The 12,964-nt window shown below is 66.9% G+C and carries 8 protein-coding genes and 1 pseudogene; 2 read left to right on the forward strand and 7 right to left on the reverse strand.

The features are described 5' to 3' along the window. From P2T60_RS17415 to mutS, 7 genes and pseudogenes are all read right to left on the reverse strand, one after another. Positions 1–1,695, reverse strand: a complete 1,695-nt coding sequence (locus P2T60_RS17415) for a VC_2705 family sodium/solute symporter (protein ID WP_420028688.1) — start codon at positions 1,693–1,695, stop codon at positions 1–3. Further along, positions 1,692–2,141 carry a DUF4212 domain-containing protein gene (locus P2T60_RS17420; RefSeq protein ID WP_276280502.1) on the reverse strand — a complete coding sequence of 150 codons (450 nt, stop codon included), beginning with the start codon at positions 2,139–2,141 and terminating at the stop codon, positions 1,692–1,694. Before P2T60_RS17420 ends, P2T60_RS17415 begins: the two co-directional genes overlap by 4 nt. A gap of 85 nt (positions 2,142–2,226) precedes the next feature. Next, entirely contained in the window at positions 2,227–4,218 is a 1,992-nt protein-coding gene (acs, locus tag P2T60_RS17425; protein ID WP_276280503.1) for an acetate--CoA ligase, read from the reverse strand. A gap of 160 nt (positions 4,219–4,378) precedes the next feature. Continuing rightward, positions 4,379–4,588, reverse strand: coding sequence for a helix-turn-helix domain-containing protein (locus P2T60_RS17430; protein ID WP_276282230.1), 210 nt, complete (start codon positions 4,586–4,588; stop codon positions 4,379–4,381). Between the two features lie 122 nt (positions 4,589–4,710). Then, positions 4,711–6,135, reverse strand: a pseudogene (locus P2T60_RS17435) (bacterio-opsin activator domain-containing protein); the annotation flags it as partial. 604 nt (positions 6,136–6,739) lie between these two features. Next, positions 6,740–8,692, reverse strand: coding sequence for an acetate--CoA ligase (acs, locus tag P2T60_RS17440; RefSeq protein ID WP_276280504.1), 1,953 nt, complete (start codon positions 8,690–8,692; stop codon positions 6,740–6,742). Between the two features lie 73 nt (positions 8,693–8,765). Then, positions 8,766–11,504 carry a DNA mismatch repair protein MutS gene (mutS, locus tag P2T60_RS17445; RefSeq protein WP_276280505.1) on the reverse strand — a complete coding sequence of 913 codons (2,739 nt, stop codon included), beginning with the start codon at positions 11,502–11,504 and terminating at the stop codon, positions 8,766–8,768. A gap of 194 nt (positions 11,505–11,698) precedes the next feature. Between mutS and P2T60_RS17450 the strand changes: the two genes are divergently transcribed. Next, entirely contained in the window at positions 11,699–12,292 is a 594-nt protein-coding gene (locus tag P2T60_RS17450) for a hypothetical protein (protein WP_276280506.1), read from the forward strand. Next, positions 12,217–12,903, forward strand: a complete 687-nt coding sequence (locus tag P2T60_RS17455) for a hypothetical protein (RefSeq protein WP_276280507.1) — start codon at positions 12,217–12,219, stop codon at positions 12,901–12,903. The genes P2T60_RS17450 and P2T60_RS17455 overlap by 76 nt, the downstream gene beginning before the upstream one ends. Positions 12,904–12,964 lie beyond the last annotated feature (61 nt).

Below are 12,964 nucleotides of genomic sequence, written 5' to 3' on the forward strand. Positions count from 1 at the left end.
TCAGTCGTCCCCCTGCACGTGACTGCCGTCAGACGCGAAGTCTGACGAGGTCTGACTCTCTTCGTTCGTCAGACCGCCGTCGGTCGAAACCACGTCTTCGGCGCTCTGCTGTTGGCCCATCGGTTCGGGGCTGTGACACTGCCGGACGATGCGCTTGATGCGCTCGGACGGTTCGTCGGTCACCAGCGAGACGCCGATGGTGACGGCGAAGACGATTGGCGTCCCGAGGAGTGCGGCACCGACCGCCGGGAACAGGTCGGCGTAGACCTGCACGACCGGACCGGCGTCGGTAGCGAAGATGAGCTCGTTGAACACCGCGCCGAGCCAGATGAGCAGTCCCGTCGTCATCCCGGCCAGCGCGCCCTGTCGGTTGGCGTTCTCCCACCAGAGACCGAGGAAGAACATCGGGAACAGCACGAGACCCGCCAGCGAGAACGCCAGCGCGACCAACTCGCCGACCAGCGCGGGCGGGTTGAGCGCGGTCACGGTCACGATTGCGCCCAGCACGATGATGGTCGCGCGGCCGATGATGAGTTGCTGGCGCTGGGTCGCGTCCTCGTTGATGATGCTCGTGTAGATGTCGTGTGCCGCCGCCGAGGACGCCGCGATGAACAGGCCCGCGGTCGTCGCAATCGCCGCGGCGATGCCGCCCGCCGCGACGAGTCCGACGAACCACGTCGGCAGGTTCGCCAGTTGCGAGGCCAGCACGACGATAACGTCGCCCTCCGCGCCGCTCATTCCGCTCGCGCCGTACACGTCGCCGACGTTCTTCGCGTAGAGGTCGGTGCCGAACGCGGCGAACGCCGGGGCGCTCAGGTAGAGCAGACAGATGAAGAACAGACCCCAGACGGTGGACCACCGGGCGGTCCGCTCGCTCTCGACCGTGTAGAACCGCACCAGCACGTGGGGAAGTCCGCAGGTGCCGACGATGAGCGAGAACGCCGTCGCAATCCAGAGGTAGAACCCGCCCGTCGAGAACGGTTCGGTGAACTCGGTGTTGAGTTGGCTCAACAGCGCGCCGTACTCGACCTGCGGGAGGAACGTGGAGTAGCCCTGCGTCCACCCGACGGCGTAGAGGCCCGCGAGGAACGCCACGATGAGGATGACGTACTGGACCGCCATGTTCTTGGTCGCCCCGAGCATCCCCGACAGCGCCAGATAGCCGACCGTGATGGCCATCAACAGGATGACCATGGTGGCGTAGTCGCCGCCGAAGACGTAGATGCCGACCAGACCCATCCCGCGGGCCTGCCCCACCGAGTAGACGAACCCGATGAGGATGGTCGTCAACGCGGCGATTGCCCTCGCCGTGTCGGAGTCGAACCGGTCGCCCACGAAGTCGGGCGCGGTGTACTTCCCGAACCGGCGCATCTGGGCCGCGAGGAAGATGAGCAGGATGAAGTAGCCCGTGGACCACCCGACCACGAACGCGAGTCCGTAGTAGCCCGAGAGGGCGATGAGCGCGGCCATGCCGAGGTACGACGCCGCGGACATCCAGTTGGCACCGATGGCCATCCCGTTCTCGATGTTCCCGATGGACCGACCAGCGACCCACAGGTCCTCGGTGTCGGCCACGCGGAAGGCGTAGCCGATGCCGAGGAACAGCAACAGCATTCCGGAGACCATGACCGCCGGAATCAGCTTGAACGAGGCGTTGAGCGCGTCCGGCAGGAGGTCTAGTGGTGTGAACATCATTTGTCGGTCCCTCCGTCAGTCGCGGCGGCCTCCGGTTCCGCGCGTCCCGACGAGTGGTCGATGCCGTACTTCTCGTCCAACTGGTCGCGCTTTCGCGCGTAGACCAGCGAGAGGAGGAGCGCGCCCGTCGGCGCGCCCATCGCGGTCAGGAGGTAGTGGAGTGGAAAGCCCAGCATCGTCGTACTCGTCATGAAGTCGGTGGCGAGGTACGTCGCCGTCACCGGTCCGAAGACGAACACGGCCCACGCCGCGAACATCGTCCAGACGATGCGGAGGTGGTCGCGCATGAACGGAGTCGAGGGCTTGAAGATGTTGACCCGCGCGTCGAGGTAGTCGGTGTCGGCGGTCTGGCGACCGGTCGCTACCCCGCCGTCGGTCTCGATCTCCGGATTCGGTTCTCGGTTTCGTGAGGGATTGTCTGTCTTCCGTGAGTTATTATCTGACATAGATTTCCGTGTGTGTTTGTCTGCCACGTATTTCGGTTCGCGTCTCGTCCGGATTCGTTTCGACCGTCGAAAAGCGAGGGAGTTCTCAGTCGTCGCGTACCTTCGCCTCTATCTCGCTAACCACGTCGGGATTCCGGAGCGTGGAGGTGTCGCCGAGGTCCTCGTCGTTGGCGATGTCCTCGAGCAGGCGGCGCATGATTTTGCCCGAGCGAGTCTTGGGGAGTTCGGGGGTGAACACGACCGCCTCGGGCCGAGCGATGGGACCGATGGCGTCCTCGACGCCCTCGATAATCCGGTCGCGCATCTCGTCGTCGCCCTCGTAGCCGTCCTCGGTGATGACGTAGGCGTAGACCGCCTCGCCTTTCACGTCGTGGTCGCCGCCGACGACTGCGGCCTCTGCCACGCCTTCGACGCCGACGATGGCCGATTCGATTTCCATGGTGCCGAGGCGGTGGCCCGAGACGTTGAGTACGTCGTCCACCCGTCCGAGGACCGTGATGTAGCCGTCCTCGTCTATCTTCGCGCCGTCTTCGGGGAAGTACACCCAGTCGTCGGGGTCGTCCGAATCGGTGTCCGAGTACTCCGCCCAGTACTCCTGAATGTATCGCTCGTCGTTGTTGTACAGCGTCCGGAGCATCCCCGGCCACGGCTTCTGGACCGTGAGGTGTCCGGCTCGTCCGGCCTCGACTTCCTCGCCGTCCGGGTCGATGACCTGCACGTCGAGGCCCGGCAGGGGCGGTCCCGCACTTCCGGGTTTCATGTCTTTCACGCCGGGGAGGGTAGTGACCATCATGCCGCCGGTCTCGGTCTGCCACCACGTGTCCACGATGGGACAGGACTCGTCGCCGATGTGCTTGTAGTACCACTTCCACGCCCGCGGGTTGATGGGTTCGCCGACCGTCCCTAACAGGCGCAGACTCGACAGGTCGTGCTGGTCGGGATACTCGGTCCCCCACTTCATGAACGCCCGAATCGCGGTCGGCGCGGTGTAGAGTTGGTCGGCCTCGTACTCCTCGATAATCTCCCAGAGTCGGTCGCGCTCGGGGTGGTCGGGCGTGCCCTCGTACATCATCGTGGTCGTCCCCAAGGCGAGGGGACCGTAGACGATGTAGGAGTGGCCGGTAATCCACCCGATGTCCGCCGAGCAAAAGTACGTGTCCTCGGGTTTCACGTCCAGTACCGCTTGGGAGGTCCACGCAGTCCACGCCAGATACCCGCCCGTCGTGTGCTTGACGCCCTTGGGTTGTCCCGTGGTCCCCGACGTGTACATCAGGAACAGCATATCCTCGGCGTCACGCGACACCGGTTCGACTTCCGCGCCTTCCTGTTCGGCCACGAGGTCGGCGTACCCGTGGTGGCTCTCGCCCATCGGGTGGTCGTAAGCCTCGCCGAGTCGGTCCACGACAACCACGTCGCTGACCTCGTGTTCGACGCCTTCCAGACCCTCGTCGGCCTTGGCCTTGTGTTCGAGGGGGTCGCCGCGCCGGTAGTAGCCGTCGCAGGTCACGAGGTACTCCGAGTCGGCGGCGTTCATCCGGGTTGCGAGGGCGTCCGCGGAGAAGCCAGCGAAGACGACCGAGTGAGGTGCGCCGATGCGAGCGCACGCGAGCATGGCGATGGGTAGCTCCGGTACCATCGGCATGTACATCGTCACCACGTCGTCCTCGCCGACGCCCATCTCGCGGAGCGCCGCCGCGAACTCGTTGACCTCGCGGTGGAGCTGTTCGTAGGTGTAGGTCCGGTTCTCCTCGTCGGTCGGCTCGCCGACCCACTCGATTGCGGCCTCGTCGCCGCGCTCGTCCAGATGCCGGTCTAGGCAGTTCGCCGAGGCGTTGAGTTCGCCACCGGTGAACCACTCGTAGAACGGCGGGTTCGAGTCGTCCAGCACCGTGTCGTACTCCTCGTTCCAATCGAGCAGGTCCGCGGCCTGCTCCCAGCACTCGGGCCACTCCTCCTCGAACGTCTCGTAGACGGACTCGTCGGAGACGTTCGCGCCTTCGACGAACGATTCGGGTGGCTCGAATCGCTCTTGGTCTTCGAGTCGGGCTTCGAGTTCAACGTCTTGTTCTTCCTGCATGAGCCACGTTCACAGTCCAATCACTACTATATAAGTGGGGGAACTAACTATCCCAAGCCCGGAAAATAGTTGGTTTCAGGCGCTCTCGGACGGATTGGTAAATTTTTCCGACGTTTCGGCGACGGTTCACCGACTCGAACTCGTCCGCGACGCTAGACAGTTAGTGTTGTTCGTCGTTCACGACCCGGTGGTCCGGGTCGTCGAACACGGCGTCTAACACCTTCTGTTGGGCCTTCCGGAGGTGGTTGTGGAGCGTCGGCGACGAGACGCCCATCGAGGCGGCGAGTTCCTCGGCGGTACTCCCGCGGGGCCACTCGAAGTACCCCGCGAGGTAGGCCGCCCGGAGGACGGCCCGCTGGCGCTCGGTGATGCGGTCGTGGACCGTCTGCTGGACGCTGGCGGCGCTCCGGACCGGTTCCTCGACTTCGCGCTTCGAGCGTAGGTTCGTCCGGGGAACGCGTCTTCGACCGCTTCCACGACCTGCCGAACGTCCACGCGCTGTGAGAAGACGCCCGAGACGTGGGCGACACCGCCCTCCACCGAGAGTTCCCGGACCGTGCCGCCGCGTTCGACCAGCATCGGCGCGATGGACTCGCCCGAGACGGCGAACTCCAAGAGCGCGCCGTCGCCGTAGTCGCGAATGAGTCGGGCCTCGTCCACGGCGTCCGCACCGGAGACCCGTTCGAGAACGTCGCCGACCGCGGCCCCGGTCGCCGTGACGAAGTAGAGCAGTGAGTGGTCTTCGACCGGGACGACGCCTTCGAGTTCGAACTGGCACCCGAGGTCCGAAGAGGCCGCGACGAGGAACACGCCGGGGTCGGTGGTGCGAAGCGAGAGGGCGACCCCGGTGTCGGCCAAGAGCAACTGCTTGCGCGCGATGGCCGTGAGCGTCCGACCGACGCGACGGCCCGCATCCGCGAGCAGGGTCCGGTCGGCCGACCCGAAGGCGTCGTCGGCCACGCAGAGTAGGCCGTGGACCGTCTCGCTCGACCGAAGCGGCGCGACTGCGACCGAACATCCCGACAGCGCGCCACCGGTCGGCGCGCTTACCACCGTCACCTCGTGGAAGTCGTCGGGCAGGTCCGCGGCGGCGAGGACTTCGCCGGGAACGTCGTCGGTGCGTTCGGGGGCGGCGCTGGCCCGCGTCTCGCCGCGGCCGTCGCAAATCCAGACCGCGCGGTACGTGTCGGCGAGGCAGTCGCAGGTCGCCCGTTCCACGTCCTCGCTCGTGGACGCGTCCGCGAGCGCCTCGCCTAACGCGCCCGCGCGAGAGAGGTCATCGCTTCTCGCGTCGGCGGAGAGAGACGTTCTCGCGGTGGACGGGCGGGCGTCGTTTCGCGGCGGGTCGGCGCGGTATCGGTCCGGCGACGAGCGGTCGGCGAAGGCGTCGAGGACCTCGCCGGTGGTTGGTTCGTCGAGGTACGGCGCGAGGCTCTGGAGACTCGACCACCCGCCGACGGTCTGCACGACCCGCGGGGAGACCCCTTTCTCGGCGAGGAGTCGCCGCGCGAAGTGCTGGCGGAGGTCACGGCAGGTCACGTCCCGCAGGTCGGCGGTCCGGTCGGCCACGTCGCCGACCAGCATCTGGACGCGCCGGGCGGACACGTCCACCACGGGGTCGTGGCGGTCCACGTCGTTGACGGTGGCGAACTTCCGGATGTCGTGTGCGATTTCCGGCGGGACGTACGCCTCGCGGGTGTCGCCGTCGCCCTCGGGCACGGTGAGCAGGAAGTGGACTCGCCCGGCGCGCTCTCGCTCGCGGAGGTCGGCGGGCCGAATCCGCGTGATTTCGGACGCTCGGAGACCGACGCGCCCGGCCAACGTCACCACGAGGTCCTCGCGGTAGGTCTCGGTTCGCCGTCGGAGGCGCTCGAACTCCCCGGTCGTCAGGTACTCGCCGCGTGCCTCGCCACCCATCTCGTTTCGGATTCTCTCAGGAAGCCGAATAAAACTTCGGTAACGAGTGTCGGGAGTTCAGACCGCTCCGGGTTGGTCGCTGCACACCGTTACGGCGACTGCAGGGACCGCGACAGCCAAAACGACGGGGAAACCGAGACGGAGAAAGCCCCCACCCGGTCGTCGCGGTGCGGTTGCGGCGTGCGGTCCTGATTGGTTCGAGCCTGAAACTAGCTCCGTTGACTCTGCGTCTGTCGTTGTTTCTGCCGTCGGCGGTGCTGTGCAGTTCGCGATGCTGTGCGGTCCTCATCGGTCCGAGGCTGAAGTCGGTCTCCTCACCGTCGCCGTCGCGGTTGCGGTCCGATAGATTCTGAACAGTAGCTGCTCTTCGGGTCCTCCTGATTCTCCGCGCGGTCCGTCCCGCCCGAGATTCACCCGTCCCGGCCTTCTCCCCGACGCTCGCTTCGCTCGCGTCGTCCCCACCCGCGGGAGCAACATTCAAATTGTCCTAAGAATTCTATATATTGTTTAAACACCACCATACGTTTATAGTAGCCACCGAGACACTTCCGCTCGAAAAATTTCTCTTCTTTAGAAAAACACGAAATGACGCCGGCCCGGACAGCTACCTGTCCAGCAACGACTCCAACTCGCCGACGACCTCCGGGTTCCGGAGGGCGCTGGTGTCGCCGAGGTCCTCGCCGTTGGCGATGGCCGCGAGGTACCGGCGGACGACCTTTCCCGAGCGCGTTTTCGGGAGCGAGGGCGCGAACGTCACCGCGTCGGGTGCCGCGATGGGACCGATGGCCTCCTCGACCGCGGTCCGAACGCGCCCGCGGAGGGCGTCATCGCCCGCGACGTTCGACTCGGGACTGACGAAGGCGTGAATCTCCGACTGGCGCACGGCGTCGTCGTCCTCGCCGACCACGACGGCGGCCTCCGCGACCCCTTCGACGCCGACGATGGCCGATTCGATTTCGGTCGTGCTGAGTCGCCTGTCCGAGACCTTCAGCACGTCGTCTGCCCGCCCGAGGAGGTGGAGATAGCCGTCCTCGTCGCGGACCGCGTTGTCACCCGTGGCGTACTGCCACTGGCCGTCCACGGTCCGAGTCCGTCGCGCGCCCCAGTCGGTGCCTTCGCACAGCGACCGGGCCATCCCCGGCCACGGGCGAGTGATGACCAGTTGCCCCGCTTCGCCGTCGGCGACGCGGTGGCCTCGCTCGTCCACCACGACCGTCTCGATGCCCGGCAGACTCTTGCCGACCGCGCCGGGGCGCATCCGGTCTACGCCGGGGAGCGTCGAGAGAACGATGCCGCCCGTCTCGGTCTGCCACCACGTGTCCACCACCGGACACCGGCCGTCGCCGACGTGGTTGCGGTACCAGTGCCACGCCGTCTCGTCTATCGGTTCGCCGACGGTCCCGAGCAAGCGCAGACTCGACAGGTCGTGGCGCTCGGGGTGCTGTTCGCCCCACTTCATGAACGCCCGGATTGAGGTCGGCGCGGTGTAGAACACGTCTACGCCGTTGCGCTCGATAATCTCCCAGAGGCGGTCGGTCTCGGGGTGGTCGGGCGTCCCCTCGTACAACACCGTGGTCGCGCCGAGCGCCAGCGGTCCGTACACCGCGTAGGAGTGGCCCGTAATCCACCCCACGTCGGCCGAACACCAGTGGGTGTCGTCGGGACCCAAGTCGAGGACGGCATGACTCGTCCACGTGACGTGAGTCAGGTAGCCACCCGTGGTGTGGCGAACCAGCGTGGGTTCGCCGGTCGTCCCGGAGGTGTAGATGAGAAACAGCAGGTCGTCGCTCGCGCGCGAGACCGGTTCGACTTCCGCGCCCGCATGTGTCTCCACGAGGTCGGCGTACGCGCGGTGGTCGCCCACCGGTCGGTCGTCGTCGAGACGGTTCACCACGACCTGTTCGACCGCGTGGCCGACCGACACGCAGGCGTTGTCGGCCCGCCGCTTCAGGTCGAGGGCGGCCCCGCGCCGGTAGTAGCCGTCGCAGGTTACGAGGTACTCCGAGTCCGCTCCGGAGAGGCGAGTCGCCAGCGCGTCCGCGGAGAATCCGGCGAAGACGACCGAGTGGGGCGCGCCAATGCGAGCGCACGCGAGCATGGCGACCGGCAACTCGGGAATCATCGGCAGGTAGAGCGTCACCACGTCGCCCTCTTCGACGCCCAACTCCCGCAGGGCCGCCGCGAACGCGTTCACCTCGTCGGCGAGTTCTCGGTAACTGTACGTCCGGGTCTCACCGAGTTTCCCCTCCCACGCGAGGGCCGTCTCGTCGCCGCGTCCCGCCTCGACGTGGCGGTCCACGCAGTTGTACGAGGCGTTGAGTCGCCCGCCGGGGAACCAGCGAATCGGTCCCTCGTCGCCGTCGTCCTCGTCCAGCACCGCGTCGAACCCGCAGCCCCAGTCCAGCAGGTCGCCGGGCCGCCGCCAGCACTCGGGCCACCCCGCCTCGCGGAACGCTTCGCGGTCGGCCGCCGTCACGTTCGCCTGCTCTACGAACGACTCCGGCGGCGTCACCCACTCGTGCCCGCCGTCGGTTTCGTCCGGACTGCTGTCGTCCATTCGTCTCGAATTTCGCGCAAATAGGGAAAAATCGTTCGCCTCTTGCCGGACGCCCTCCCCGAGTCGGGTCGTGTTACTCCTCCAACTGCGCTTGCCACTCCTGCACGCGATTCATCAACTCGATTGGCGAGGTGTCGCTCAGGTCGGTGTTCTCCAGTTCCTCCAGTACGGCCTCCGTCTCGGGGTTTCTCGGCTCCGGGGTCTCTTTTTTTGCCGCCGACTCGCCCGCCGTCCCCGCTTCCTCCGCCGACTCGCCCGACGCATTCGCGTCGGACGAGTCGGCCGCGCCTTGGAACTGTCCCGACCCGAGGTCGAACACGACCTGCTTCGGTTCGCCGTCGCCCCCGTCACCGCCGTCGCCGCCCCGCACGTCGATGGCCTCGTCCTCGCGCAGGCGCTGGAGAACGTCGCGCGACCGCTCTACCACGGGTTCGGGGACTCCGGCCAACTCCGCGACGTGGATGCCGTAGGACCGGTTCGTCGGCCCGTCCTCGACGGTCCGGAGGAAGGTCACGTCGCCGTCGGACTCGTCCGCGGCGACGTGGACGTTCCGGACGCCCGAGAGTCGGTCGGCCAGACTCGTGAGTTCGTGGTAGTGGGTGGCGAAGAGCGTAGTGGACTCGATTCGGTTGGCGAGGTACTCCGTCGCGGCCCACGCGATTGAAATCCCGTCGTAGGTCGCGGTTCCCCGGCCCACCTCGTCCAGAATCACCAGCGAGTCTTCCGTCGCGGAGTGGAGGATGTTACTTAGTTCCTGCATCTCGACCATGAAAGTAGAGCGACCCTGCGCGAGTTCGTCGAGCGCGCCGACGCGGGTGTAGATGCCGTCAACGAGACCGACCTCGGCGGCGTCGGCCGGGACGAAACTCCCGATTTGGGCGAGCAGGGTCACGAGCGCGGCCTGTCGCATGTAGGTCGATTTGCCCGACATGTTCGGGCCGGTGACGACCAGAAACCGCCGGTCGTCGTCGGTCCGGAGGTCGTTGGGGACGAACTCGGTGGTGCGCTCTACGACGGGGTGGCGGCCCGCCTTGATGTCGATGTCGCCCGACTCACGCAACTCGGGTCGCACCCAGTCGTTCTCGACGGCGTGGACCGCGAGGCTGGCGAGGGCGTCGAGTTCCGCGAGTGCGCGGCCGACCGACTGGAGCAGGTCGGCCCGGTCTGCGACCCGCTGGCGCAACTCCGAGAAGAGTTCGTACTCCAGTTCGCCGCGGCGCTCTTCGAGGCGGAGGATTTCGCGCTCTCGCTCGTCCAACTCGTCGGTGGTGTAGCGCTCGGAGTTCTTCAGACTCTTGAGTCGGTCGTAGCGGTCCGGAACCTTCCCGGTCTCCGAGTTGCCGACTTGGATGTAGTAGCCGTCGGTCTTGTTGCGGTCTACGGTGAGGTGGGTGATGCCGGTCTCGCGCTTCTCGCGGTCGTCCAGCGTTGCGAGCCACTCCTTTGCTTCCTCGTGTTGGTCGATGAGTGCGTCGAGTTCGTCGTCGTGGCCCCGGCGGAACAGGCCGCCCTCGGTGACGGTGCCGGGCGGGTCCTCGGCGATTGCGCCGAGTTCCTCCCGGAGGTCTGCGGCCGCCTCGCGGTCGGGCCGCGAGACGATTTCGGCCAGCGGCGAGTCGGCCAGCGTCGGGTCGCTGGCCACGGCGTCGGCGACTTCCGGCAGGAGCGCGAGGGTCTCGCGGGCGCGCAGGAGGTCGCGGGCGTCCGCGCTCCCGTGGGCCGCCTTGCTCGCCAGTCGTTCGAGGTCGTAGGCCTCGCCGAGGGTCTCGCGGACCGTCTCGCGGGCCAGCGCGGAGTCGGCGAAGGCGGCCACGCCGTCGGCGCGCGTCCGGAGCGTCGGCAGGTCCCTGCGCGGGCGCTGAAGCCACTCCTTCAGGAGGCGCTTGCCCGGACTCGTCGCGGTGTGGTCGATGGTCGAAAAGAGCGACCCCTCGCGGTCGCCCTGCATCGTCTCGGTGAGTTCGAGGTTGCGCTGGGTCGTCGCGTCGAGCGACACGTGGTCGTCGCCCGCGTACGACTGGAGGCGCGTCATCGAGGCTCTGACGCCGGTGCCGGTCTCCTCGACGTACGACAGGAGCGCGCCCGCGGCCTGCACTTGCGGCTTTTCCTCCCTGCCTCCGTCGAGACCGACGCTAGCGAGTGTCTCCCGTCCGAACTGTTCTTTGGTCTCGTGGGTCGCCCGACCGGGTGCGAACGCGTCCGCGCGGTGGAGCGAGAGCGTCGCGTCCGTGCGCTCGCGGACTCGCTCCAAGAAGGCGTCGTCGTTGCGGACCTCCGGGCCGGGCAGAACCTCCGCGGGGTCGAATCGGTAGAGTTCGGTGAACACGCGGTCTGCGGCGGTCTCGGCGTCCTCGCCGGTGACTTCGGTCACGAGGAACCGGCCGGTGGTCACGTCGGCGAAGGCGAGACCGTAGCGGTCGGCGTCCGCACGGACCACGCCGACGAGATACCGGGCGTCGGCGTCCGAGGTTTCGAGCAGGGTGCCGGGCGTCACGACGCGGGTAATCTCTCTGGCGTGGCCGTCGGGGGTCTCGTGCTGGTCGGCCACCGCGACCCGGTACCCCCGTTCGACCAACTGCTTGAGGTGCGGAGTGAGTTTGTCCACTGGGACCCCGGCCATGGGGTAGTTCGACCCGTGAGACGACTTCTGGGAGACCTTCAGGTCGAGGAGGTCGGCGACTTCCTCGGCGTCGTCACCGAAGAACTCGTAGAAGTCCCCGACCTGCATCACCAGATAGTCGGCGTCGGTCCCGGACTTGAGCGAGAAGAACTCGCCGACGATACCCCCGACCTCGCCGTCAGGTCCGGACACGGCGACCACCTCCGAGCGACGAGTGAGCGAACAGAGTCATAGTCGAGTCGGAGGGGCGACGACGACTAAAACGGTGCGGGTTCGGGAGGCGGTCGGCGAAACGCCGGACGGGTCGCGCGTTAGGGAAACAGCTAATACGCGAATAGTTGACGATTAATAATGTGGTTAGGTGGGGCTACCCACGGAGAACAACTATGGAACGACGACGCACGTTTCTGAAAGGCGTCGGAGCGACCGCGTTCGGACTCGCTTCGGGCGTCCGGGGTATCGGGGGACAGGGACGCGAGCCGGTGTGCCGCGACGACGGCGTGTGCAAGACGGAGATATACCGCCGCGAGAGCGAACCGCCGCTGTCGGCGTCCGACATCGAGGACGCTCAGCGCAGGGTCCTGCGAGCGTACCGTCGCCACACCGACTCGGCCCGCGCTATCAGCGTCGGCCGGGTCGGGCCACTGCTCGAATTTCCGGTCTACTCGTTCGCGTTCACCATCGACGCGCAGGGCCGGAGTTCGTTCATGGTCGGCGGGCCGGAGGAGTTGAACCGCCCGCCCGGAGAACCGACGACCGAAGCGCTCGAAACGACGGCCGCGGCCGAGGAGACCACGACCTCGGCCAAACCCGACGCCGACGTTGCGAGTCGCATCGAGTCCGTCGAGCGACTCACGAGAAACTTACAGGCGACCGCGGAGCGGTCGATTCCGAAGCCGCGTCGGTGGACGTACTCGCCGCCGACGCAGGCGACGCGGCGACCACCGACGGCGAGACCACCGAGGCGGCCCGCGCGATGACCGCGGGTCCGGCGGCGCTCGGGACCGCGACGACCCAACCGGATGTCGAAGTCGAGAATCTGGTCTCGCTCGGGGTCGCCATCGTCGGGACGGAGGCCGGTGAAATCGTCTCGCGGTCGAGACTCGGACTCGACCGCACTCTGCCCGAACGCCGGTCCCACCTCGTCGTGCAGGACCTCAACGTCGTGCCGAACCGCGACCCCGGTTGGCGAATCCGGAGTTCGGAGGCGGTCCACGACTGGCGAAGCGGGTACGCGCCGATAATCGCGGCCGCCCAACACGAACCCAACGGCGGCACCGGCGGCCCGGTCCAGAGCGTCGGTCTGAGTCTGGGCCTGTCGGGACCGAGCGCGTCGTGGTCGTACTCCCAACCGAACGTCACGCGCCGAAACCTCTCGTCGGCGAACACCTCGAAGTGGCGCTGGCAGTGGAAGCGCCCGAGTCGGAACTCGGAGAACTTCAAAATCGGAAGTCTCGTCGCGGCGTCCGAACCCGCCGAGCGCGGCAACCACGTCGTCGTCGTCCGGTCGGGAGCGACGTTCCAACGCGGGACGTTCCCCTTCGAGCGGACCGGCAAACTCCGACTCGCGCAGGCGTTTCGGTACGAGTGAATGTATTGCTAAAAGAATCTAAAATACACCTAAAGAAATTAATTTTGTTGCTCTACCGCGC

It is taken from the genome of Halorussus caseinilyticus (assembly GCF_029338395.1).
Classification (GTDB): Archaea; Halobacteriota; Halobacteria; order Halobacteriales; family Haladaptataceae; genus Halorussus; species Halorussus caseinilyticus.

What these genes read in the sequence shown, in the direction of transcription:
- P2T60_RS17450 (WP_276280506.1), top strand. Translation starts at nt 11,699, where the DNA reads ATGGAACGACGACGCACGTTTCTGAAAGGCGTCGGAGCGACCGCGTTC.
- acs (WP_276280504.1), bottom strand. Translation starts at nt 8,692, where the DNA reads ATGGACGACAGCAGTCCGGACGAAACCGACGGCGGGCACGAGTGGGTG.
- P2T60_RS17420 (WP_276280502.1), bottom strand. Translation starts at nt 2,141, where the DNA reads ATGTCAGATAATAACTCACGGAAGACAGACAATCCCTCACGAAACCGA.
- P2T60_RS17415 (WP_420028688.1), bottom strand. Translation starts at nt 1,695, where the DNA reads ATGATGTTCACACCACTAGACCTCCTGCCGGACGCGCTCAACGCCTCG.
- acs (WP_276280503.1), bottom strand. Translation starts at nt 4,218, where the DNA reads ATGCAGGAAGAACAAGACGTTGAACTCGAAGCCCGACTCGAAGACCAA.